23 protein-coding genes, 1 pseudogene and 1 riboswitch are annotated in these 22,131 nt (G+C 52.8%); of the genes and pseudogenes, 15 read left to right on the top strand and 9 right to left on the bottom strand.

What is annotated here, in order from left to right; genetic code table 11:
- The first annotated feature begins 110 nt into the window (after positions 1-110).
- Entirely contained in the window at positions 111-2,069 is a 1,959-nt protein-coding gene (locus MOTHE_RS10245; RefSeq protein ID WP_053095071.1) for a stalk domain-containing protein, read from the top strand.
- A 97-nt stretch (positions 2,070-2,166) separates the two neighbouring features.
- On the opposite strand, the gene MOTHE_RS10240 is transcribed toward MOTHE_RS10245, so the two are convergent.
- Together MOTHE_RS10240 and MOTHE_RS13520 are read right to left on the bottom strand one after the other, a co-directional pair.
- Positions 2,167-3,096 (bottom strand): DUF4351 domain-containing protein, encoded by a 930-nt coding sequence (locus MOTHE_RS10240; protein WP_235551361.1) that lies wholly within the window; start codon positions 3,094-3,096, stop codon positions 2,167-2,169.
- A 108-nt stretch (positions 3,097-3,204) separates the two neighbouring features.
- Positions 3,205-3,357, bottom strand: a complete 153-nt coding sequence (locus tag MOTHE_RS13520; protein WP_162490005.1) for a hypothetical protein — start codon at positions 3,355-3,357, stop codon at positions 3,205-3,207.
- On the opposite strand from MOTHE_RS13520, the gene MOTHE_RS10235 reads away from it, so the two are divergent.
- The 7 genes from MOTHE_RS10235 to MOTHE_RS10205 all read left to right on the top strand — a co-directional run bounded on the left by MOTHE_RS10235 (position 3,356) and on the right by MOTHE_RS10205 (position 8,082).
- Complete coding sequence (locus MOTHE_RS10235; protein ID WP_025773299.1) at positions 3,356-3,793, top strand: ATP-binding protein; 438 nt, start codon at positions 3,356-3,358, stop codon at positions 3,791-3,793. The two genes, MOTHE_RS13520 and MOTHE_RS10235, sit on opposite strands and share 2 nt — an antisense overlap.
- A gap of 404 nt (positions 3,794-4,197) precedes the next feature.
- Complete coding sequence (locus MOTHE_RS10230) at positions 4,198-4,455, top strand: AbrB/MazE/SpoVT family DNA-binding domain-containing protein (protein ID WP_025773298.1); 258 nt, start codon at positions 4,198-4,200, stop codon at positions 4,453-4,455.
- Entirely contained in the window at positions 4,436-4,867 is a 432-nt protein-coding gene (locus tag MOTHE_RS10225; protein ID WP_011393562.1) for a type II toxin-antitoxin system VapC family toxin, read from the top strand. The genes MOTHE_RS10230 and MOTHE_RS10225 overlap by 20 nt, the downstream gene beginning before the upstream one ends.
- 15 nt (positions 4,868-4,882) lie before the next feature.
- Positions 4,883-5,146, top strand: coding sequence for a hypothetical protein (locus MOTHE_RS10220; RefSeq protein ID WP_011393561.1), 264 nt, complete (start codon positions 4,883-4,885; stop codon positions 5,144-5,146).
- 186 nt (positions 5,147-5,332) lie between these two features.
- Positions 5,333-6,271: a non-homologous end-joining DNA ligase gene (gene ligD, locus MOTHE_RS10215; RefSeq protein ID WP_080997197.1), complete on the top strand. Its 939-nt coding sequence runs from the start codon at positions 5,333-5,335 to the stop codon at positions 6,269-6,271.
- Positions 6,272-6,361: 90 nt separating this feature from the next.
- Entirely contained in the window at positions 6,362-6,853 is a 492-nt protein-coding gene (locus MOTHE_RS10210) for a cation:proton antiporter regulatory subunit (RefSeq protein WP_011393559.1), read from the top strand.
- A gap of 2 nt (positions 6,854-6,855) precedes the next feature.
- Entirely contained in the window at positions 6,856-8,082 is a 1,227-nt protein-coding gene (locus tag MOTHE_RS10205; protein ID WP_053095070.1) for a cation:proton antiporter, read from the top strand.
- A 359-nt stretch (positions 8,083-8,441) separates the two neighbouring features.
- Here the strand turns inward: MOTHE_RS10205 and MOTHE_RS12930 are convergent.
- Positions 8,442-9,557: pseudogene (locus MOTHE_RS12930) on the bottom strand (IS4 family transposase); the annotation flags it as partial.
- 71 nt (positions 9,558-9,628) lie between these two features.
- On the opposite strand from MOTHE_RS12930, the gene MOTHE_RS10195 reads away from it, so the two are divergent.
- The 3 genes from MOTHE_RS10195 (at position 9,629) to MOTHE_RS10185 (ending at position 11,924) form a co-directional block, all read left to right on the top strand.
- Positions 9,629-9,970: a transposase gene (locus MOTHE_RS10195; protein ID WP_011391837.1), complete on the top strand. Its 342-nt coding sequence runs from the start codon at positions 9,629-9,631 to the stop codon at positions 9,968-9,970.
- A complete protein-coding gene (locus MOTHE_RS10190; RefSeq protein WP_139560386.1) occupies positions 9,934-10,899 on the top strand; it encodes an IS3 family transposase in 966 nt (321 codons plus the stop codon). Before MOTHE_RS10195 ends, MOTHE_RS10190 begins: the two co-directional genes overlap by 37 nt.
- Positions 10,900-11,360: 461 nt before the next feature.
- Positions 11,361-11,924, top strand: coding sequence for a Uma2 family endonuclease (locus MOTHE_RS10185; RefSeq protein ID WP_011393557.1), 564 nt, complete (start codon positions 11,361-11,363; stop codon positions 11,922-11,924).
- A gap of 186 nt (positions 11,925-12,110) precedes the next feature.
- Here the strand turns inward: MOTHE_RS10185 and MOTHE_RS13515 are convergent, their stop codons facing one another.
- From MOTHE_RS13515 to MOTHE_RS10165, 5 genes are all read right to left on the bottom strand, one after another.
- Positions 12,111-12,263: a hypothetical protein gene (locus MOTHE_RS13515; RefSeq protein ID WP_162490087.1), complete on the bottom strand. Its 153-nt coding sequence runs from the start codon at positions 12,261-12,263 to the stop codon at positions 12,111-12,113.
- A gap of 36 nt (positions 12,264-12,299) precedes the next feature.
- A complete protein-coding gene (locus MOTHE_RS13510) occupies positions 12,300-12,665 on the bottom strand; it encodes a CD3072 family TudS-related putative desulfidase (RefSeq protein WP_053095066.1) in 366 nt (121 codons plus the stop codon).
- Positions 12,666-12,747: 82 nt separating this feature from the next.
- On the bottom strand, positions 12,748-14,268 hold the full coding sequence (locus tag MOTHE_RS10175) for an ABC transporter ATP-binding protein (RefSeq protein WP_011393555.1): 1,521 nt from the start codon (positions 14,266-14,268) through the stop codon (positions 12,748-12,750).
- On the bottom strand, positions 14,269-14,970 hold the full coding sequence (locus tag MOTHE_RS10170) for an energy-coupling factor transporter transmembrane component T family protein (protein ID WP_011393554.1): 702 nt from the start codon (positions 14,968-14,970) through the stop codon (positions 14,269-14,271). It lies immediately after the preceding gene.
- A gap of 30 nt (positions 14,971-15,000) precedes the next feature.
- The gene (locus tag MOTHE_RS10165; protein ID WP_236683316.1) at positions 15,001-15,603 is read right to left on the bottom strand and encodes a CD3073 family putative ECF transporter S component; all 603 of its coding nucleotides are present in this window, start codon (positions 15,601-15,603) and stop codon (positions 15,001-15,003) included.
- 324 nt (positions 15,604-15,927) lie between these two features.
- Here MOTHE_RS10165 and MOTHE_RS10160 point away from each other — a divergent pair, with 324 nt between their 5' ends.
- Positions 15,928-17,934 carry an oxidoreductase gene (locus MOTHE_RS10160; protein WP_011393552.1) on the top strand — a complete coding sequence of 669 codons (2,007 nt, stop codon included), beginning with the start codon at positions 15,928-15,930 and terminating at the stop codon, positions 17,932-17,934.
- A 171-nt stretch (positions 17,935-18,105) separates the two neighbouring features.
- Here the strand turns inward: MOTHE_RS10160 and MOTHE_RS10155 are convergent, their stop codons facing one another.
- Positions 18,106-19,107 (bottom strand): serine hydrolase, encoded by a 1,002-nt coding sequence (locus MOTHE_RS10155; RefSeq protein WP_011393551.1) that lies wholly within the window; start codon positions 19,105-19,107, stop codon positions 18,106-18,108.
- A 230-nt stretch (positions 19,108-19,337) separates the two neighbouring features.
- Here MOTHE_RS10155 and cynS point away from each other — a divergent pair, with 230 nt between their 5' ends.
- The 3 genes from cynS to purB all read left to right on the top strand — a co-directional run bounded on the left by cynS (position 19,338) and on the right by purB (position 21,956).
- Positions 19,338-19,580, top strand: coding sequence for a cyanase (gene cynS, locus MOTHE_RS10150; protein WP_011393550.1), 243 nt, complete (start codon positions 19,338-19,340; stop codon positions 19,578-19,580).
- 132 nt (positions 19,581-19,712) lie between these two features.
- Positions 19,713-19,815, top strand: a riboswitch (purine riboswitch).
- A gap of 324 nt (positions 19,816-20,139) precedes the next feature.
- Positions 20,140-20,664: a 5-(carboxyamino)imidazole ribonucleotide mutase gene (gene purE, locus MOTHE_RS10145; RefSeq protein WP_011393549.1), complete on the top strand. Its 525-nt coding sequence runs from the start codon at positions 20,140-20,142 to the stop codon at positions 20,662-20,664.
- On the top strand, positions 20,661-21,956 hold the full coding sequence (gene purB, locus MOTHE_RS10140) for an adenylosuccinate lyase (RefSeq protein ID WP_011393548.1): 1,296 nt from the start codon (positions 20,661-20,663) through the stop codon (positions 21,954-21,956). The genes purE and purB overlap by 4 nt, the downstream gene beginning before the upstream one ends.
- The last annotated feature ends 175 nt before the right edge of the window (positions 21,957-22,131 follow it).

Genomic DNA, 22,131 nt, shown 5'->3' with positions numbered 1-22,131 from the left:
TGTTCGGAAATCTTTATGATGGTTTACAGCTCACCGTGTTTTCTGCTCCCTGCTTCTGTGTTAAAATTAGGAACGAATTACCATAAAAAAGGAGCAGGTGATGGTCCGGTATGAAGGTATCGCGTATAGTTGTCATTCTTTTATTCTTATTGCTGCTCCCGCCCGCAGCCGCCTGGGCCGACCCCTGGCAGGACTACCGGCGTGCCGGGGAATTGGAGGCCGGTGACCCGGTCACGGCCGAAAGCCTCTACCGCAGCGCCGCCGCTGCTTTTGAGGCCAGCGGCGACCTGAAGAACGCCGGCCTGGCCTGGCAGAAGATCTTTCACCTCTGCGACCGCCAGGGGAAATTGGCCGAAGCCGGGGCCGCCTACGTGAAGGAGGCCGCCCTCTTCCAGCAGGCTGGGGTACCCGACTGGGCCTGGGGGGATACAGCCCGGGGCGAGAGCCTGAAATCGGTACTGCGTCTCTTTTTCCCGGTGCCGGACCCCGGGCGGATAACCCTGGCTAAATTTGAGCCGGCTGCCGGCACCTACCTGGGCCTTTACGAAGAGCGGGGGCCTGCCGGGAACGACTACAACCGGGTCAAAGACCTTTACGGCCGGCAGCACGCCCTCTTTTTAGGCTACGGCCACATCTACGGGCCGGGCAACTTTGTTTTGCCCCGGGATGCCATGGAGAAGGCCCGGCAGGTCCCCGGCGCGGGCCTGGTCCTGGCCCTGGAGCCCAACGGCGGCCTGGAGGGCCTGCGAGAGGGGGATTTGGTGGCTATCGCCCGGGAGCTCGCCGCCTTTAAAATCCCGGTTTTTCTCCGTTTCGCCTCGGAAATGAACATGGAGGGCACCAACGCCTGGCATGGCGACCCCGCTACCTACGTCACCTGGTTTCGCCGGGCGGCGACCATCATGCGCCGGGAAGCCCCCAACGTGGCCCTGGTCTGGAACCCTTTTGATATCGTCCAGCCGGAGGGGGTCAAAGCCACGGCCCTGGAATATTACCCCGGCGATGACTATGTCGACTGGGTGGGCGTCAACTTCTACAGCGACTACTACCTGAGCGGCCGCGCCGACCAGCCGGGGGCGGGTCTGGATCCCCTGCAACGCCTGGACTACTGGTACCGCATTTTCGCCGGCCGCAAGCCCCTAATGGTGGGCGAGTTCGCCATCGCCCACACGGTGTTGAGCCCCGGCAGGGCCGATGTCAGCCGCTGGGCCGCCTTCAATATTCGTAAATTCTACCGCACCCTGCCCCTTCTCTACCCGCGGGTCAAGGCGGTGGTCTACTTTGATCTCAACGAAAGCGACCCCCTCTACACCCAGGCGAAGGTGAGCGATTATCGCCTGGATGACAACCAGGAGGTGTTGACCGCCTACCGGGAGGCCATCGCCGGCCCCCACTACCTGGAGCAGGTCGGCCAGGAGGCCCCAGGGACTTACCGGGAACTTGAGGACGGTATGGCCATCCAGGGGGAAATTACCCTGGGGGCCGCCGTCAAGCTCTACGACCCCTTCATCAGCAGGGTGGAGTATTACTTAAATGGTGAGCTTCTGAGTAGCCCTGCCAGCCCGCCCTACCAGTTGACCGTTGACTTCAACCGCCTGCCCGGAGAAGGCAGCCTCGTAGTTAAGGCCTATGACAGCCAGGGCCGGGAAGCCATTAGCCACACCTTTACCGTATTCGGCAGCGCCATTCCAGTGGCCACTTTTACCCCCGGGCAGAAGGGCTACACCATTAATGGCCAGGCGCAGGAGATGGATGTCGCTCCCTTTATCGAAAACGGCCGCACCTACGTCCCCCTGCGCTACCTGGCTCTGGGCCTGGGTGTTCCCGAGGAGGGGATTGGCTGGGATCCCTCCAGCCAAACGGTGACTTTGAGCAGCGCCGGCCATATCCTGAAGTTTTATCCCGGCCGGGCGGAAATGGAACGCGACGGCCGCCGGCAAGCCCTGGATGTAGCTCCCCTGAACCGCGCCAGCCGGGTTTTCCTTCCGGCCCGCTATGTCGCCGAAGCCCTGGGGTACCGGGTCACCTGGTCCCCGGCCCGGCAGCAGGTGCTGGTAATCCGGGAATAATAATACTAGCTTATAATTCCATAAATGATGTAATTGCCGGTTGAGGCAAATAAGCCTCCGGGCTCCGTCAGTAACGCACTCCGGGGGCTTCTGATCTTTACTGCAGGTAATCCTCCAGTTCCTTCAGGTCGTTGATATCAAAAATATTGTCGATAATCTGCTGCAGGACATAAACGTCCTGCTTCTTTATTCTGGCCATGTACTCCCGTGGTATTTTGCGGAACTTCTTGCTTAAGAGCCTGATGGTCACGTTCAGCAAGGATTCCTGCTGGCCTTTTTCCATACCCTTTTCCATGCCTTTTTCTATGCCCTTTTCCATGCCCTTTTCAAATATCCGCTGGTAGCCGGCGGATTCCTCGATGCTAAGCATTTGTTCCACCTCCCGGAAAACAAGGTCAATTGCTTTTTTGTCGAAAACCAGGCCGGCGAATATCTCCGCCCGCAACAGCACGGTTTTTTTAGTTTCCAGGTCCAGGTCGCTGTTGATAATATCCTCCGCGCAGCGCCGGAGGAATTCCTTACCACCTTTTTGGCGCTTTTCCCTGTCCACTACAGGTAGCAAGGAAAGCAATCGCTGGTGGGGGCTGTTTTTTAATTCTTCATAGGTTATATTACCCACATCGATAAGGTGGTAACGATAATCCAACAAGTTTTGGTCGCCCAGTCGATACTCGAGTTGACTGGTCATGTTCATTTGCCACTGGCCAAAGTAGATGACTATTTGGTAGACCGGCAGGTGGTAGGTTTTGTGGATTTCCAGGGCGTAGCGCAACATACGGTAGGGCATCTCATCATCATTACGGCTCTGGAATTCCAGGTGGATGGCCAAAGGACCCTGCTGGCTTTCAGCCTTCATTACCAGGTCGGAAACCCTGGTTTCTACCTGGGGAAACTCGATTTTTAAGTCGCCTGTTACCCTGGCCTCAAGGTGGCCAAAGTAGTTGATGAGTTCCTGGGTTTCATCGGCGAAAAGGTCCTTGATGGTGATATCATACCTGTTACCACTTTTCGGCTGCAAATAAACCACCACCTGCCTTAAGTTTATCAATGAATTATTGCCGGGGCAAGTCTGTTCGGAAATCTTTATGATGGTTTACAGCTCACCGTGTTCTCTGCTCCCGCTGGGGTATAAACCTCATTGCTCTATCCCGCGGAAGCGTTTTTCGGCCATACCCTCCAGAAAGTGAGTTGCCGCCAGGCCGACAAGCACCAGCTCCAGGGCCAGCAGGATCACTATGCTGTTATACCCCTGGCCCAAGCGGGACAGGAGGAAAGCAGATATTGTCATGATTGGTAACCCCGGAACCAGGAAAACCCATTTAAGTATCGCTCTGGGCCTTAAAGCCTGTGTCCACGGCTACTCGGTCCGCTTCTTTACCGCCGCCGGCCTGGTGACCAAACTGGCTGAAGCCCAGGACGAAAAAAGGCTGGGCCGCATGCTCAAAGAACTCTCCCGGGTTAACCTGTTAATCGTGGATGAGCTCTCTTATATCTCCCTTCCCCGTCAGGGTGCAGAGTTGCTCTTTCAAGTTATTTCCGAAAGGAGTGAGCGTGGGAGCATAATTATTAACACCAACCTGGATTTCTCCAAATGGGAGGAAATCTTTGGGGACCGTATGTTGGCAGCAGCCCTGGTAGACCGGGTTACCTTTAAGTCCCACATCTTGAACATGAACGCTGAATCCTATCGCCTGAAACAGCTCCAAAAAGCCAGGGCCAGCTAGGACAGCTGTTCGTCGTTCGCGCGGCCTACCCCCTCCCTAGGGAAGGGGTAGGCACCATCTCTCCATCTCAACTTTTCCACATTGAGTGGATCACTTTTTTATCATAAGTGGATCAGATTTACTTTGTCATAGTTGATCATTTTTGGATTGACAAATGCAGCCAGGAGCCGGACCAGACCTTTACCCGGTAACTGCCTTTTCCCGGCCGTGTTGCGCAGGTTTATTTTCAAGATGGTGATTAGCAGGGCCAGCCAGGTCTGCGCTGGCGCCAGGTAGCCATAACTTCTGCCTCCAAAACCTGGCTGGCAGCGGCAACGCTATTTTTTCCCTTTAAGGAGATGTTGTATCTTTTCAGCGGATGTTTTACAATTATTATAATGGTAAAACAAAGGTGGGATATCGCAATGCCTATGGTAAAGATTTCTGCAAAAGGGCAATTAGTAATTCCGGCCCTGTTGCGCCGCAAATACGGCCTCCAGGCTCCGGGGCGCGCTTTAATTATCGAAAAGGAAGGGCAAATCATCATTACTCCTGCTCCCTCTGACCCGGTAATTGAGGCCAGAGGTATGTTGAAAGGAAAACGATCACTTACCAGTACTTATGCGTCCTATAAGCAGGAGGAACGCCGGTTGGAGGAAAAACATGAGCAGCGACTACCCTGAAAGCGCCGGGGATTATATCCTGGATGCCTATGCCGTTATTTGCTACCTGGAAGATGAGACTGGTGCCGAAAAGGTGGCCGAATTATTACAAAAAGCTCGGGAAAAACTGATCAAGCTTTTGTTGACCTGGGTAAATTTAGACGAAGTATATTATCGAGTATATCGTAGAAATGGAGAAATAGAAGCTAAAAAAGTGTTAGAGACCGTAAAAAAATGGCCTGTGGAATTCCTCGTGGGTGATGAAGAATTGACCCTTGCTGCTGCGAAAGTAAAGGCTTTACATCTCCTTTCCTATGCTGATGCCTTTGCCATAGGTGCTGCCTTACAATATAAAGCCACAGTTGTCACCGGTGATCCGGAAATAAAGGAAGCCAGCAATGAATTGGGCTTCCCTTTGTTATGGTTGAAATAATTAATTGGGAAAAAGGTGACGGCCCGGGGTAAAGGCCGCCACCTTTTTGATTGGCTAATCAGTTATACCCAGGGCTTTGTTCAGTTCGGTAACGCCCGTGAAGGGCAGGGATACCCTGCCGGCCTCCCGGCCCTGGTCATCAGAGCCATTGGCGAAGATCGCGGCGGCCAGGATGGTTTTCTGGGGAATAGGGGAGGTCCAGATCTGTTGGCCCTTATCTTCCGATTGTTTGCTGGCCTGGCCCAGGAGTTGATAATCTTTCTCTCGTTTTTATCCTGATTTTACAGACGCCGGAAGGGAGGCATTGGTTCCCGTCTTTATGGCAAATTTTTACCCAGGCTCTAGCATGTCCATGGGATAACCGCGATATTAAAAAGCCCCCTGATACGACCCGGCGTATGAACTTTAACCGGGGGTTGGGGATACTACCGGCAGGCCGGCAGGACAGGGGGTGGTGGCAGGGAAATGGACCGGGAAATGACAACAGGACAGCAGGTTAACGGGGAGCCCTATATGCTGCCCCGGTTGCCGGGACAGCAGCTCCGGCTGACCAACCTGGACAAGGTCTTCTGGCCGGAGGGGCTGACCAAGTTTGATCTCGTCGAATATTATGTCGACATGGCCCCCGGCATCCTACCTTACCTGCGGGAACGTCCCCTGGTCCTGAAGCGCTACCCGGACGGCATTACAGGGGAGGCCTTTTACCAGAAAGAGTGCCCTGCCTATGCCCCAGAGTGGGTGGCGACCCTGCCTGTCTATCACACCGATAGCGATAAAACCATCAATTACGTTCTCTGCAATAACGAAGCAACCCTGGCCTGGCTGGCCAACCAGGGGTGCATCGAGGTCCATGCCTGGCTCTCCCGGGCCGGTCGCCTGGAATACCCGGATATCGTTGTCATGGACCTCGACCCTGCGGACGGCACTACCCTTGTCGATGTGCTGGAAATCGCCCTCTTGGTCAACCGGGCTTTAAAGGAACTCCACCTCACCGGCTACCCCAAAAATTCAGGCGCCAGGGGCCTGCATATTTTCATCCCCCTTTATCCCCGCTGGACCTTCCGGGAAGTTACGGCTGCCATGGGATACCTGGCGCATCTCATTGTGCAGGTTTACCCCCGCAAAGCCACCACCGAGCACCTTATCCACAGGCGCCGGGGCAAAGTCTACCTGGATTACCTGCAAAATGTACAGGGGCGGTCCATGACCTTTCCCTACAGCCTACGGCCCCTGCCCGGGGCCCCGGTTTCCGCCCCCTTGACCTGGGAAGAAGTGGCGGCGAAAAAGATTTATCCCGGAGATTTCAATATCATCAGGCGCCGCCTGGAAGAATGGGGCGACTTGTACCGGGAACTCCTGGAGCACCCCAATGATTTAACACCCCTGTTAGAGCTGGCCATATAAAGCAGCAGGGTATGCTTAGCTTTGGCAACCGGTAGGTTTATGTTAAAATGAAATAAAGCCGCGGTGAATTATAAGCAAGGGGGAAGTTAGATGTTGATAAAAGAAACCGAGCTTCCCGGTATCGGGAAAAAATTCCAAATTGAAACCCGCAGCGGGGATAAGATGGTAATTGTCGTACACGATGATGGCCGACGGGAAATTTATCATTTTGACAGTAATGACCCGGAGGAAAGCATCTCCATGGTCACTCTGGATGACGCGGAAGCGCGCCGTGTGGCAGGTATTCTCGGCGGTATGGCCTACGTGCCAAAAGCACTGGAAACGGTTGAAATGGCCCTGGATGACATGGTTTTTGAATGGTATAAAGTGGAGAAGGATGCCCAAGCAATAGGGAAAACTATCGGGGATTTAGAAATCCGCAAGAAAACTGGCGCTGCCATTATAGCTATAATTAAAAAAGACGAAAAAGTCCTCAACCCGGGACCGGAAGAAATCATCACCCCGGGAGCAACAATTGTGGTTTTAGGGGACAGGAAGCAGGTAAAGGCTTGTAAAGAGCTGATTTTGCACGGGGGGATATAGTTATGCCCGAACAGGTGCTCCTTGAAATCGGGCTAGCATTAGCTATCGTAGCTTTTGCCGGGATCCTTGCCGCCAGGTTCCGCGTTTCTATTGTACCGCTCTTGATCCTTGCCGGTATGGTTGTCGGCCCTCATGCGCCGGTAATTGGTATCCTGGATTTTCGCTTTATTAAAAGCGCGCCTTTAATAGATTTTATGGGGCGGGTAGGGATACTCTTTCTCCTTTTCAGCCTCGGCCTGGAGTTTTCCGTCGGGAGATTATTAAAGGCAGGCCGTTCTATACTGGTGGGCGGGTCCATCTATATGGCCATAAATTTTACCCTGGGCATGGTTCTACCTATAATTTGGGGTTGGCCGTTGCGGGAAACCCTGGTGGTAGCCGGGCTTATTTCTATTTCCTCAAGCGCCATTGTTGCCAAGGTTCTGGTTGACCTAAAGCGAACGGCACGGCCGGAAACCGAGATGATCCTGGGGCTTATGTTATTCCAGGACGTATTCGTAGCAGTGTATCTATCCATCATTTCCGGTCTGGTCCTTACAGGTTCGGCCTCACCGGCGAGCGTGTTGAAATCTACCTCCCTTGCCCTGGGATTTATGCTGGGCTTAATTCTCGCCGGCCGCAAACTGGCACCGTTAATTAACAGGCTGCTTAACGTTCCTTTCGATGAAGTTTTTATGCTCATAGTCTTTGCTTTCCTCACCCTGGTAGCCGGTTTTTCAGAGACTATCCATGTGGCGGAAGCTATTGGCGCCTTGCTGGTGGGTTTAATTTTAGCCGAGACAGACCATCTCGACCGCATCGAGCATATTGTCGTGCCGTTCCGTGATTTTTTCGGGGCCCTGTTTTTTTTCAGCTTCGGTTTGAGCATCGACCCTTTAACCTTGGGAGGGGCCGTCGGGCCGGTTTTGACTGCCGTAGCGGCAACATTAACAGGCAATTTTCTTGCTGGTATTCTTGCCGGACGAATGGCCGGTTATTCGTACCGGGGGTGTACCAATATCGGGCTTACTATTACTCCCCGCGGAGAATTTTCTATCATCCTCGCCAATCTGGCGAAGACCGGCGGATTACTGCCGGTGCTACAACCCTTCGCAGCCCTGTATGTGTTGCTTATGGCTATTCTGGGTCCTTTACTTACGAAAGAATCTAAATGGATATACAACCAACTGGCTCACATCTTTGGTTGGCCTGCCTGGAAAGAGATAAATAAACCCGATAGAACGATATAATTAAGAGGAGACTTGGATAGGCTCCTTATTAAGGTCGACCAGGTTGATTTTACCGACATCGTAGGCGGCAAAAGAAAGACCGGCAAACCGAATTTACTCCTATGTTGAAGAAGTGGTCTTAGCTAACCGAGCTGCCGGGAGCGGGTACTCCTTATGCTTGCTCACCCGGTAACTTTCAGATAGAATCACTAGCGTTGCATAAAAATCTTTAACCCATTGCAAGGCAATATATGGTAGTTGATTAAATGTAATATAACAACAATAATGGTGTATACAACCATGATATTTTCCCTTGCCTGGTCAAAGGACTTAGGGCATCAGGGGTAGTCCTTATCCACATATTGCCAGTATCAAACTTGCTAGAGAACTAAAGGGTCACAAGTTACGTCGTTAAGATAGCCTGCTTCGCCCGCCAAAACCTGCCTTACGGTTTCCTGGTAGATTCTTTCGTAATCTACCCTTCGTCGATCCCGGGTACTATGTTGAGGCTTACGATGTAGGGCTTGGACGAAGAATGTAAAGGGTTCGTAGAGACAGGTACGAATTAAACGTTTAATGGTTAGCAATGGGCCCCGGTAACCGGCTTTTAACTGCAGCATGACCATCAAACAGTAGGTTATTAGCGCTATGAAGAGCTGGTTTTCTACAGCTTGTTCGCTTTTGCCATAAAAGTGTTTTACCTGGAGGTGTTGCTTGATCCATTTGAAGAAGAGTTCTATCTGCCAGCGGTTACGGTAAATCTCGCTTAATTCTTCCGCCTTTAGTTGAAAATCATTGGTGACGATCACTACCGGTTGCCCTTGGGTATCTTCGGTCGTTATCAGCCGCAGGGGATGCTTCATTTTGGTAACGCCGTCTTTGCCCAGGTAAACGATCTGATCCTTTTTAACCTTGCTATAAGAGTTTACCGGCAAGTCGGCAATCACTTCCACTATGGCATTACCCTTTAAGCGGCTGGCAAAGCGGATGCCTTCTTCACAGTACCTGTCAAACTTTTTGTAGTCAACGTAGCCACGGTCAAAGACGTTTAAAGCATCTTTTTCCTCGACTACGAGAATATCCATCTGGGTTTTATCTGCCGGCCGGGCCGGGGTGATGACTGCTTTATCAGGTAGAACTTCTTCTTCAAAGAACCTTAAGCGCAGGTGGAGCTTGACACCGCCTTTAGTCTTGCGGAACTCGGCCCAGCGGTACTGGGTCAGGCAGAGGCTAATGGTGGTGGAATCAATGAGGTAAATACGGCCTACTGCGTTCCTTAAGTTTACTAAGCCGATTTCTTTGCCTACCTGGGTGGTGAGATAACTGAATAATAGCCGGATAAATTCCGGGGATAAATCCCTTAAACGGCGGGATATCTGGGAAAAACTAATGCTCTTCAGGTTGATAGCCTGGCTACATTGTGGGTCGTGGAGACTGTAGCTGATATCCCGTAGGCCATCTAGTTGTTTAAGCTGGGCGAAGGCTATCAGTTCAATCTCTTAAGCCCCGAAATTAGATTGGACAATCTTCCAAATTCATGAGACTATAAGGTCAGGAGGTTGTTCAAGTGGAACGTCGGAAATTTACCCTAGAGTTCAAGCGCCAGGTCGTCGAACAGGCCATCGCTGCCGGAAATAATTCCGTCGTTGCTCGGAAGTATGATATCCGGCCGAATATTGTCAGCCGATGGGTTCGTCAGTACAAAGCCGGCCAACCCATGCAAGGCAGTAGCCCAAAGGGAAACGCCACCCACGTTACTCAGCAGGAACACGCCCGACTCGTTGCAGAGAACCGTGAGTTAGACAAACAGAATACCCATCTAAAGCAACTTCTGGGCGAAAAAGACCTTGAAATTGCTATATTGCGTGACCTATTAAAAAAAGCCAACCCTCACTTGCAGATAAAGTAGCCATTGCGCACAAGTGGATCACAGCCGGGTACAACGCTACTCTCGTGCTGCGCATAGTGGGGGTTTCTCGATCCACCTATTATTATCAATTAACACATGAACCCAAGCCGCATACCACGACGGGTGGACGTCCGTTTCCTGGTCATTCACTGACTGTGGGCGGCCGCAAGGTCAGTGATGAACAGATTAAGGAATGGATTATGGAGTCTATTTCCGGTGATGGTTACGCCTACGGGTACCGTAAGCTCACTCATATGCTTCGACAAGATCATGAGCTGGTGGTGAACGAGAAAAAGGTATACCGCTTGTGTAAGGAACTGGATATTCTGCGGCCACAACGGAACCTCCGTCGGAAACACCCGCGGAATTTGGCCCAGAACCGCACTATCACAGCGCCAAACCAGCTCTGGGAGGTCGATGTCAAGTACGGATACATTGCAGGAGAAGACCGGTTTTTCTTTGTGCTGTCGTACATTGACGTCTATGACAGGCAGATTGTGGGCTATCATATTGGTCTAACCTGTGAAGCCAGACATGCCGTTGAAACTTTTCGAGCAGCATTGTGGAAACGTCAGATTCTTCAAAGGAATTTACCATTACCCATCATCCGTTCGGATAATGGACCCCAGTTTGTAAGCCATCTGTTTGAATCGGAATGTGAGCGATGGAATGTCCTACACGAGAGAATACCGCCCAAGACACCGAATATGAACGCATATATCGAATCGTACCATCGGCTTCTTGAGGATGAATGCTTGTCGATGGGCGAGTTTGGGACCTACGCGGAGGCATATCAGGCGGTCGTGGAATTCGTTAGCCGTTATAACAACCGCCGATTGCACTCTAGTTTACACTACCTGTCGCCGGCCAAGTTTTACCGTCGTCATATCGAGACAGGATTGCAGCCCAGATATCCCGTGAGGGTGTGACGTAAATTGGTGCGTATCCGGAAGCCTTTGCCCCTTAAAAGCTTGAAGAAAAATTGCAAGAGAGCTTAATGTCGGGTGCATATGTCCAATCTGCGGGGGTTAATCCGCAATGAGTTGAAGGGTTGTTAACTTCTTTACGTATTTATCCACCTCCAGGCCCTCGGTTAAATGCCAAAAAAAGTTGTCGGAAATCGGAGCAAACAGTTGATGAAATGTGGATAATGTGGTATCCTTGCCTTGCATTTTGGCCTCCTTATATTAGAGGTTGGGGCAAGGACTACCCTTAGTCTCTAGTATAAGGAGTTTTTTCTTGCAAGGCCAGGTTATTTTAGGAATTTGGCCGTTTTTAGGGCGTTATTGCCATTGACATGTTAATATTTTCTTTATGCAACGCTAGTGAGATAGAATAAAGAAAAAACTGCCGGTAAAAAGCAGAACCAAGGGAACGGAGGTGTAGGAAAATGGGAGTTAGTCTGGCAGAACTAGCGGTGGGTCGAGAACGGTATACTTATGAAGACTATTGCCGCCTCCCGGAGGGGTCACCCTATCAGCTTATCGGGGGGGAACTGGTAATGACACCTTCGCCTACACCCTATCACCAAATGGTATCCATGAAGTTGGAATTAAAAATGGCGGGCTTTGTCCTGGACAAAGGGCTGGGCATTGTGTTGCATGCTCCCTTGGACGTCTACCTAGACGATACGGAAACCTATCAACCGGACATAATTTTTATTTCTAACGAAAAGCTACCTATTATAGATGAAAAACGTATCAACGGCGCCCCGGACCTGGTGGCGGAGATACTCTCCCCCAGTACGGGTTATTACGACCTGCGCAGCAAGTACAAGGTCTATGAAAAGAAAGGCGTCAGGGAATATTGGATTGTCGATCCCCAACATAAATCAGTGCAGGTTTTTTGCCGGCAGGAAGGAAAATTTGTCCTCGATCAGGAAGCAGAGCAGCAGGGGACGGTTAAGTCGCGGGTGATAGTTGGCTTTGAGGTACAGGTAGAAAGTATCTTCTAAATTTATCCTGGTACAGACTTCGTATAACGGCCCGGGGGCCGGATTTTTATTTTGAGCACGGTGCTGGCAGCCATGGAACTGGCTCACACCGGCGATTGCCTGCTGCCGGGCTGAGATACTACAGGTAAAGCCCGGGCAGGAGGTGAGCCCTGGCCCATATCGAGGACTGCGGGCCGGGCAAGGGTTTTAAGATCCCGCCCTCAGCATAGCCTGTTTTATTGCTTCGATTGATAAATCAAGGTTATCTTCATCCACACCTACCATTGTAAGGGGTATGCCCAGTTTTTCCATCTCCTGGCGCAGAACCCTAATCATTACCCCTTCACCTTTAACCACCATGCTTTCAGTAAGCTTCTTTATTCCTATTTCACCTCCTCAGTCCCCCGAGCAGGTCAAATTCACCCCGCAAGACGGGCTCTTGTCAATACCTATAAGGAGGTCCACCCTGTACCCGTTGCGGACATATTCCTGGATCTCCCTCAGGGTAGGAACCAGCATAGAGCGGACAGCTTCGGTAAAAAAGGGGTTTGCATATTGTTCGACTACCTGCCCCCACCTTCTCAGTCCCATTGCCCTCAGCTCCGGGCAGGGGAGCTGGATAATCCCATAATGGTGGGCGAGGAGAAGCCCGACAACCTGCTGCAGCGCGGCAGGATAGCTAGCTGTTCCCTCGATTTTGGCGTTGGTGTTGAGGATACAATGGCTCACCAAAGCTATTTTGCGGCTACGCCTAATTTTCATCACCTCCAGTCTAAGCCAGGATGTCATGAGAAGGTTGCTGCAAGTGATAAAAAGAAAGCCATTCCCTTATTATTTACTATGGTTAGTGGTTATTGTTATTTAGGAGCCCCCTTATAAACGGGTGTCTGCTCAAGCTTAAATTCCGGAACTGGGTAGAAAAGAAAATATCTTGCGGGACCCCCTGCAGAACTATTTCGCCATGATCAAAGAAAGCTACTCGATTGGCGTAAAGCAGGGTTACAGTTGGATCATGAGCCACTAGGATTATGGGGTTGTCCTTTTCTTGCCGTAGCTCAAGTATAATTGACATGAGTATTTCTACATTCCGATAGTCCAGGGATTTGAAGGGTTCATCAAGCACTATTATCTCTGGCCGGTTGATCAAAACCGACACTAAGGATACTATTTGCCGCAGCGAATAAGGTAAGGAATGCGGGTGGCTAGCGGCTATTTGGGCCTGCCCAATTTTGGCAAGCCAATGGGCTGCTTCCTTGAGAGCTTCATTCCACCGTGCGCCACGCGCCCTTAAGCTACAGGCTATTTCGCGGTCCACTCTTTCATTAAATATCTGGTCGTCGGGATTTTGAAATAACATGCCGATTTTCTGAGCCAGCAGGCCTACGGGTAGCCGCGAGGTTTCTGTCTCGCGCAACCAAACCCGCCCCTCCTGGGGTCTTAAAAGGCCGACCGTATGCTTGAGCAGAGTAGTTTTGCCCGACCCGTTGGGGCCCATAATTGCCACTACTTCGCCCTTACAGACTTCTAAAGAAACATTTTTGATACCATGCCCGCTGTCAAAAAGATGCGTGACGCCTTCAAAAAAGAGCTCCCTGGAACCGGAGACGGTCAAAATAGGAGCCTGAGATCGCTGCCGCCAGCTGATTCGACACTCCGGCACCATTCCAGCGATTTTTTCAGCATTGCCGGACCTGTCCTGCGCAATCACGGCCCCGTCCCTGATTAGTATGATCCGGTCAGCAAAATAACGGGCATACTCAAAATAGCGAGTTGCAATGAGAACCGTACCCCCTGAAGCTGCTTTCCTTCTTAAAAGGGAAAGCATCGCCTCAGCCGCTTCCGCATCCGCCTGTTCAAAAGGCTCATCGCACAGTATAACTGGATAATCAACCGCAATGGCGGCGGCAAAAGCCACCTTTTGACGCTCGCCTCCGGACAGGCTGCTCATCTGCCTGTTCAGTAGATGACATATTCCTAGTTCTTCCGCCAGGAGTACGATCCTCTTTTCGACCTCCCGGGATGTCAACCCGGAATTTACCAAAGGGAGCGCCAATTCGTCGTATACCCGAGGCAAGAGATATAAATCGGAATTCTGGAGGATCACGCCTGCAGGCGCACGCTCGTTGCCCTCCGCGTTCAGGCTTTTGTTGGCCACCAGGATCCGGCCCCGCCATTTACCGGGCAGCACTCCGGGAATTAAACCAGCAAGGCACCGCAGGAGGGAGGTCTTGCCGCTTAAATTGCCGCCAACTAAAAAGGCTATCTCCCCCTGATATACGGTTAAATTGACACCTTGCAAAGCCGGTCTGGGGTTCCCGGGATAAAAAAGGCTCAAAGACTCAACTTGGATGCCTGCCTCTTTCATCTAATACCACCTGTATGCCACAAGCACATTGGCCAGCAGGTATACGGCGGACAGCCCGATGGCCACCTTTTCGCTTCGTTTAGCCGGCTCCCGGGCCAGCCCGATGTGGCGCCCGCTGTAACCGCGCAGATATAGAAGCTGGGCCAGGCTATACGCATGATTAATAGAGTGGATGACTATTGGGACCAAAACTGCCAGGTAAGCCCTTAGCCGCGCCGGGAGCGAATTGGTCTTAATCAACCCCCGCACTTCCTGAATTTCCAGAGTGGTAATAAACTGTTTCTGCAAAGCGGGCATTATTGCAAGGAACATGCTGACTATCATTCCCAGATCCGGATGAATTTTGTTGAACAATTTTACGAACTCAAAAGGCGGGGTAGTAGAGATTAGGTAATGCAAAATAATTAAAATACACAATAAACGCAATGCCAACCTCAGGGCATATACTGTCCCCTCCAGGTCGAACACCCACCAGTAATGCTGGTTGGCAGGATTAAAGAGACTATGAATTATAAGCATTGCCGCCAACAAAGAGGCACATGGCCATAGGCGCTTTACTACCTCTTTAAAAACACCGGTAAACGTAGCAAAAATCAAAAGGGCGACGAGATTGGCAGCCAGTTGCTTCCAGGTGGGGATTATAGTAACTGCCAAAAGCGCGATAATTGCCATTATCGCGCGTGTCTCAACCCTGATTGTCATATTAGGTCGATTCACTATCCTTATCTGAAGTTAAACACTAGCCCTTTTCATTTTCATGGCGGGAGGAAACTTACGTATTACCAGCATGACCATATAAGCGCTCAAAAGTTTATCGACAAGGTTCGCTGGAATACGGGCCAGAAAAGCAGATGTAAATATTCCCATTTCTTTTTTTAGAAAAATAGCATACAAAATATCCACACCGCCACCGGTAACACCTCCGAAAAGGTACACCGCGATGGGCGTGCCTACCACCGGGCAAAGTATTGCCAGGATCAATCCGGCCAGCAAAGGGGTAACATAATCTTCAAAGCCGCGTTTTAGCGACAGGTAGCCTACAACTAGACCGATGACTGCATTGACAACACCAAAAGGTATGCTTGCCGGATCAGTTAATACACCCTGGATAATATTGCCAAGAAGCCCGGTCAAAGCCCCCGGCCAGGGACCCAGGAGCACCGCCGCAAGCATAGTGCCGACGCTGTCCAGAAAAATCGGGAGTTTAACCGTGGAAGATACCATACTGCCAATAATATTGATGGCAATGCCTGTAGAAATAATAGCCAGCTTTACAGGTTTGTTCACAATATCTCCTCCCAAACCAAAATGTGGTACGGCTTTGCCTGTCTGCACCGCCAATGCTATTATATATTCGCATGTGTAATCTGTAAAATAAAACTTTGTTATATGTGTCGTTGAACCGTCATAGGTGAGGCAACAGTCCCAACTTTTTTGCCGCCTGTGTCGGGCAGGGCCTGGAGGGGGGTATGGCCCGCTCTGTACCGTGGACTGCCTGAAGCAGCCTCCGGACGGGCGCCTGTGCCATCCCGCTTACCGGGGCCTGCGCTGGGACAGGGAGCTGCGGGAATAAAAATATAAGGGTACTAATAATTGGCTGGTATTGGTGCACAATAAATTTAGTAAATACCTAATACCAGGAAAAACGGGAGGTTAACTGTGGTGGTAGCCTATACCAGACTTTTTGAGCCGATAAAGATCGGCAAGGTGGAGATTAAGAACAAGATTGCCATGGCCCCCATGGGTGTCCTGGGCCTGGCCACCCAGGACGGCTGTTTCTCCAAGCGAGTGGTTGACTACTACGTGGAGAGGGCTAAAGGCGGCACCGGGCTGATCATCACCAGCGTCACCAAAGTCGATAACGAAATCGAGAGGTTCAAAGCCGGTGCGGTGCCGGTGGCCACGGCGAACCCCCTGCACTTTATCGCCACGGCGGGTGAATTGACGGAGCGGGTTCATGCCTATGGTACTAAGATTTTTTTACAGTTAGGTATGGGCTTCGGCCGGGTGGCAGCGCCCATTCTCCTAGAAAGCCATCCTGTGGCGCCGTCAGCCCTCCCTAACTTCTGGGATCCATCCATAACCTGCCGGGAGTTGACCACGGCGGAGGTCGAGACCCTGGTCCAGCGGGCAAGTGAAGCGGCGGAGATCGCTGTGGAAGCCGGCTTTGACGGGGTGGAGATCCATGCCATGCACGAAGGCTACCTCCTCGACCAGTTCACTATCGCCCTGTTTAACAGGAGGGGGGATAAATACGGCGGCGCTTTAGAGGACAGGCTGACCTTTCCCATTGAAATCGTCCGCGCTATTAAAGACAGAGTGGGCAAAGATTTTCCCGTGGTGTTGCGTTTCAGTATCAAGAACTACATCAAGGACTGGCGCCAGGGCGGTTTGCCCGGTGAGAACTTCCAGGAAAAGGGCCGGGACGTGGAAGAAGCCCTGGCGGCAGCAAAGATCCTTGAAGGAGCGGGTTATGACGGCTTTGATGCCGATGCCGGCTCCTACGATGCCTGGTACTGGGCCCACCCGCCGGTTTACCAGAAGCATGGCTGCTACTTGCCCCTCACTCAGAGGTTAAAGGAAGTGGTGAAGGTACCGGTGATCGTGGCCGGCAGGCTGGAGATACCGGAGCTGGCAGAAGAGGCCCTGGTCAAGGGCCAGGCCGATATGATCGCCATCGGCCGCGGCCTTCTCACGGACCCTTATTGGGTTAACAAGGTCATGACCGGGAGGAGCAAGAATATCCGGCCCTGCATCGGTTGCCACGACGGTTGCCTGGGACGGGGCTTCCTGGGCCGGCCCCTTTCCTGTACGGTGAACCCGGCCTGCGGCCGGGAAGAGGAGTACGCCATCGACCGGGCGCCGGAAGCCAAACAGGTCATGGTTATCGGCGGCGGAGTGGCCGGTATGGAGGCGGCCCGGGTGGCCGCCTTGCGGGGGCACAGGGTAAGCCTTTACGAGAAAAGCGACCGCCTGGGGGGCCATGTCGTCGAGGCTGCGGTACCGGATTTCAAGGCTGATGACGGACGCCTGCTGGAGTGGTACAAGACTGAACTCGGCGAGCTACAGGTGGAGATCCACCTGAACCAGGAGGTAACGCCGGAGTTCGTAGAGGAGAAAAACCCTGATGTAGTCGTCGTGGCCACCGGTTCCACGCCGGCCATTCCCGATATACCGGGCGTGAATAAAGATAAGGTGACAACGGTTTCCGACCTCCTCCTGGGTAAAAAGCAGGCCGGGGACAGGGTTGTTATTATCGGCGGCGGGCTGGCCGGGTGTGAAACGGCCCTCTGGCTCGCCCAGCAGGGCAAGGACGTCACCATCATTGAGATCCTGGATGACCTGATGCGGGCCGGCATCCCCGTTCCCTATATGAACCGGATGATGCTCCTGGATTTGCTAAAAATGAACGGCGTCAAATGGCTGACTGAGACCAGCGTCCTGGAGGTAACCGACGACGGGGTGACCCTCATCGGTAAAACCTACCAGCGCAGCCCCCTGCCGGCCGATACCGTTATCCTGGCTGTGGGCTTTGCCGCCGATCAGCGGCTCTATAACGCCTTGCGGGATAAAATCCCCAACCTGTACCTCATCGGCGACTCCCGGGAGCCCCGGAATATCCTGGCGGCCATCTGGGAGGGTTATGAGGTAGGGCGAGGGATTTAGATGGCGGAGAGCCCCGATTTCACCCTGCTAACCCCAGTCGCCGGCGCTAATAAAGGCATGGCGCCGCTATAGGTGTTTAACTGGAAAGAGGCCCCTGGCGTCGCCTGCAGGCGTCGCCGGGAGCCTCTTTCCTTTTACCAACCGGCACCGATAAACAACTCCGCTGCTTGTTTATTTGCCGGCCAGGTTTTCCTGGTAGTCATAGATCATCCGGGTGATCGTAGCGATATTGGCGAAACCCTGGTCAGGGTCGGGGACATTCTGGGAAAGGACAGTGATAATGAAAGGCCGGGAACCGAAGACCACGCCGACGTCACCGGGGCTGCCCCAGACGAAGCCCTCCTTGTGGGCTACAGTAACACCGGCGGGTATTTTTAAGGGTATACCTTCGTTATAAATACCGTTGGCCATATCGTCCAGCAGCCGGCGGCCGTTGGCGCTGGTATTGGCAGAGTTCAAAGCTGCCTGGACATAGATAGCCATATCCCGGGCGGTACTCAGGTTTTGCCCGCCCGGGAAGACTGTCTGGCCACCAAGGCTTTGCATATAATTGGCGATGCTCCCTTTGCCTACGAAATTGCGCAGCATATTATAAGCAATGTTGTCGCTGGCGGTAATGGCCAGGGTCGTCAAGGTACGCAGGGTGAATTGATCCCCGTCCTTGACGCTGAACTGCAGGATGCCGCTACCGCCCTGGTAATCAGTGGCACTGTTGTAAGTCAGCTTTTGCTGCCAGTCCAGGACACCCTGGTCCACCAGGCTATTGATGAAGAGGACGGCCGGTAGTTTCACCGTGCTCGCTGCCGGCAGGGGAGTGTCAGCATTGATGCCGAAGGACTGGCCGGAGGCCAGGTCTTTAAAGTAGATACCATAGGTCCCGGGCTTGTCCGCCAAATAGTTCTGGATCTGCTGCTGCAGGCTCGTATAATCAGGGGCTTGAGGAGAGGCGCCGCCGGGAATGGTGAGATTTTGGCCGGGATAAATAACATCGCTACTAAGATTATTGCCGGCCTTCAAGTCGGTGATGCTGGTACCGAAGCGCTGGGCGATATACCACAGGGTATCGCCGGGTTGAACCTGGTAATTTAAGGCCCAGGCCGCCATGGGAAAGGCTACGATAATTGCCAGGGCGCCGGCCAGAAAAAGAAACTTGAACTTAATGCGTCGGAACATCAAAGCACCTCCTGAGGATAATAGGGAAGAATCGGGACCGGGATTGTCCCATATAAATATTAAAACATAAAAGCGGCGGTGAAAGATTAAAAAAGTATTAGTTTCACCAGCGTAATTTTTACCGGCGGAGGAAAGTCCTACAGTAGCTACCAGCTATAAGGGGAAGCTGCTGGCTGAAAATGGTGATGTGATGCTTTTTCACAGACGACCTAAGCCTGCCGGACGGTCTTTTGTCCCTGAAAGCGTTGAGGAATGTTCAGCCATGGCCCCCGACGGATCCTTTTGTCTACCGGTTTTATGAGGTCGTAATGCTTTACGGGCCGGTAATTAAAGATGTGGCCCACGAGATGTTTGGGGATGGAATTATGAGCGCCATAGATATGAAGCTGGATCTCAAAAAGGTTGAAGAACATGGGGCCGAAAGGGCGGAATTCACCTTTAATGGTAAATGGCTGCCATATAGAAGGTTTTAAACAACATAGGGCAGCTCCCACTATCATTTCTCCCGACATCTAACTTTCTATAAGAAAGCGATGGATCAAGCCATCGCTTTCTTATGGCTTTTATATTGACAGTTGTTGCCCCTTTTGCTATTATGGGGGCGAAAAATAAATATGGCAATGGCCTGTATAATTGGGGGAATAGGGCTCCCAAGTTTCTACCGGGCAACCGTAAATTGCCCTGGCTACAGCCTGAAAGTGTACCTCAGGGTTCCGCGCGAAGGTTATTTCGCGGCTAGGTCCGAGTGGTACAGGCACTTTTGTGCTACACCGGAGGGATAAAAACCCAGGCGGGTAGGTTTCAGTGTTGCGTGACCTACCCCGGCCTGGGTTCTTTAGTTTGCCGGCTGGTGAGAGGGATTTAAACTGTGCTTTATGATCTTTATGTCCAGAAATCGGATTGGAAGCGGAGAGAAAGCGGAAAGGAACCGGCGGTGAGAGTTAAATTATATTTAAATACAGGGTGGTAGCAAAAAGGATAGAGGGGGCTGATCAAATAGATGCTAAAATATAGGGAAGGAGAAGAAATTTGATGAACCTGGCACATGTTGGTATTGTTATGGGCAGCGACTCCGACCTGCCAATTATGGCCCGGGCAGCGGCCATGCTGGACCGTTTCCAGATTCCTTATGAAGTAAGAATCCTCTCGGCCCACCGTTCCCCGGACGCCGCCCTGGATTACGCCCGCAATGCTGCCGGCCGGGGGCTCAAAGTCATTATCGCCGGCGCCGGGGGCGCGGCCCACCTGGCCGGCGTCCTGGCCGCAGTCACCACCCTACCGGTAATCGGCGTCCCCATCCGCACGGCGGCCCTGGGCGGCGTCGATTCCCTCTATGCCATGGTCCAGATGCCCCGGGGCATCCCGGTGGCCACGGTGGCCATTGACGGCGCAACCAACGCCGCCATACTCGCGGCCCAGATCCTGGCCGTCCACAATGACGCCCTTCAGGAGCGGCTGGCGGCCTATAAGCAGGAACTGGCCCAGGAAGTGGCGGTCAAAGATGCCCGGCTGGCGCAACTGGGTATTGAAGGTTATCTGGGGGAGGAGAAAAAATGATCGAGCGCTATACCCTGCCGGAAATGGGTAAAATTTGGGAACCGGAGCACAAGTTCCGCACCTGGCTGGCCATTGAGATCTATGCCTGCGAGGCCTGGGCGGAGCTCGGCCGGATTCCGCCGGCCGCCCTGGAAGAGATCAAGGCCAGGGCCGATTTCGACATTGACCGGATCAATGAAATTGAAGCCACCACCCGCCATGACGTCCTGGCTTTCCTCACTGCCGTTGCGGAGAAGGTCGGTGATGCCTCCAAGTATATTCATCTTGGTATGACATCCTCAGACGTCCTGGATACGGCCCTGGCCGTACAGATGCGGGACGCCGCCGACCTGCTCCTTAAGCGCCTCCGGGATCTGCGGGCCGAACTGGTGAAAAAGGCCATGGAGCATAAATATACTTTGATGATCGGCCGCACCCACGGCGTCCACGCCGAGCCCACCACTTTTGGCCTCAAGATGGCCCTGTGGGTTATGGAGGTTGATCGGCACCTCATCCGGCTGGAACAGGCTAAAGAGATGATCAGCGTCGGCAAAATCTCCGGCGCCGTGGGTACTTTCGCCAATATCAACCCCCGGGTGGAGGAGCACGTCTGCCGTCGCCTGGGGCTCAAGCCCGCCAGCGTCTCCACCCAGATAATCCAACGGGACCGTCACGCCCAGTTCCTGGCCACCCTGGCCATCATCGGCAGCTCCCTGGAGAAAATGGCCACAGAGATCCGCAACCTCCAGCGCACCGACATCCTGGAGGTGGAGGAGCCCTTCGCTAAAGGTCAAAAAGGGTCTTCGGCTATGCCCCACAAACGAAACCCCATTATATCGGAACGGGTGGCCGGCCTTTCGCGAGTGTTGCGGGGCAACGCCCTGGCCGCCATGGAGGACATCGCCCTCTGGCACGAGCGGGATCTCACCCATTCCTCCGTTGAGCGGGTGATTATCCCCGACAGCACCATCCTGCTGGACTATATGCTGGTAAAGTTTACCGGGATTATCGCCGGCCTTAACGTCTACCCGGAGAACATGCGCCGGAATCTCGAGGCCACCCACGGCCTGGTCTTTTCCCAGCGGGTCCTCCTGGCCCTGGTGAATAAGGGCGTCCTGCGGGAAACGGCCTACGCCTGGGTGCAGCGCAACGCCCTCAAGGCCTGGCAGACCCGCCAGCCATTTAAAGAACTGGTCCTTAAGGACCAGGATATCATGTCTCGCCTGGATCCGAAGGAAGTAGAGGCCCTCTTTGATTACGACTACCACCTGCGCCACGTAGATTATATCTTCCGCCGCGCCGGTTTGGAGTAGCGGCGGGCGGACAACGTCCGGACCGATGCAAGGGGCTGGGGGTTACAGTCGAAGGTCGACTCGGTTTAAAACATCTGATACTTCCGCGAAGCCGAAAGCTCACCCCCGCCGCCAAGCAAGGCTCCAGCACCAAAGTTTGCTAGCCGAGAACCAACCGGAGGGCGGAGACTTACCC

Source organism: Moorella thermoacetica, assembly GCF_001267405.1.
Classification (GTDB): Bacteria; Bacillota; DSM-521; order Neomoorellales; family Neomoorellaceae; genus Neomoorella; species Neomoorella thermoacetica.
This window is presented reverse-complemented; position numbering and strand designations above follow the sequence as displayed.

Bases quoted from the DNA above. Each gene is read 5' to 3' on its own strand.
- MOTHE_RS10245 (WP_053095071.1), top strand. From the start codon at position 111: ATGAAGGTATCGCGTATAGTTGTCATTCTTTTATTCTTATTGCTGCTC.
- MOTHE_RS10235 (WP_025773299.1), top strand. From the start codon at position 3,356: ATGATTGGTAACCCCGGAACCAGGAAAACCCATTTAAGTATCGCTCTG.
- MOTHE_RS13520 (WP_162490005.1), bottom strand. From the start codon at position 3,357: ATGACAATATCTGCTTTCCTCCTGTCCCGCTTGGGCCAGGGGTATAAC.
- MOTHE_RS10230 (WP_025773298.1), top strand. From the start codon at position 4,198: ATGCCTATGGTAAAGATTTCTGCAAAAGGGCAATTAGTAATTCCGGCC.
- MOTHE_RS10225 (WP_011393562.1), top strand. From the start codon at position 4,436: ATGAGCAGCGACTACCCTGAAAGCGCCGGGGATTATATCCTGGATGCC.
- ligD (WP_080997197.1), top strand. From the start codon at position 5,333: ATGGACCGGGAAATGACAACAGGACAGCAGGTTAACGGGGAGCCCTAT.
- MOTHE_RS10210 (WP_011393559.1), top strand. From the start codon at position 6,362: ATGTTGATAAAAGAAACCGAGCTTCCCGGTATCGGGAAAAAATTCCAA.
- MOTHE_RS10205 (WP_053095070.1), top strand. From the start codon at position 6,856: ATGCCCGAACAGGTGCTCCTTGAAATCGGGCTAGCATTAGCTATCGTA.
- MOTHE_RS10185 (WP_011393557.1), top strand. From the start codon at position 11,361: ATGGGAGTTAGTCTGGCAGAACTAGCGGTGGGTCGAGAACGGTATACT.
- MOTHE_RS13515 (WP_162490087.1), bottom strand. From the start codon at position 12,263: ATGGTGGTTAAAGGTGAAGGGGTAATGATTAGGGTTCTGCGCCAGGAG.
- MOTHE_RS13510 (WP_053095066.1), bottom strand. From the start codon at position 12,665: ATGAAAATTAGGCGTAGCCGCAAAATAGCTTTGGTGAGCCATTGTATC.
- MOTHE_RS10175 (WP_011393555.1), bottom strand. From the start codon at position 14,268: ATGAAAGAGGCAGGCATCCAAGTTGAGTCTTTGAGCCTTTTTTATCCC.
- MOTHE_RS10170 (WP_011393554.1), bottom strand. From the start codon at position 14,970: ATGACAATCAGGGTTGAGACACGCGCGATAATGGCAATTATCGCGCTT.
- MOTHE_RS10155 (WP_011393551.1), bottom strand. From the start codon at position 19,107: ATGTTCCGACGCATTAAGTTCAAGTTTCTTTTTCTGGCCGGCGCCCTG.
- purE (WP_011393549.1), top strand. From the start codon at position 20,140: ATGAACCTGGCACATGTTGGTATTGTTATGGGCAGCGACTCCGACCTG.
- purB (WP_011393548.1), top strand. From the start codon at position 20,661: ATGATCGAGCGCTATACCCTGCCGGAAATGGGTAAAATTTGGGAACCG.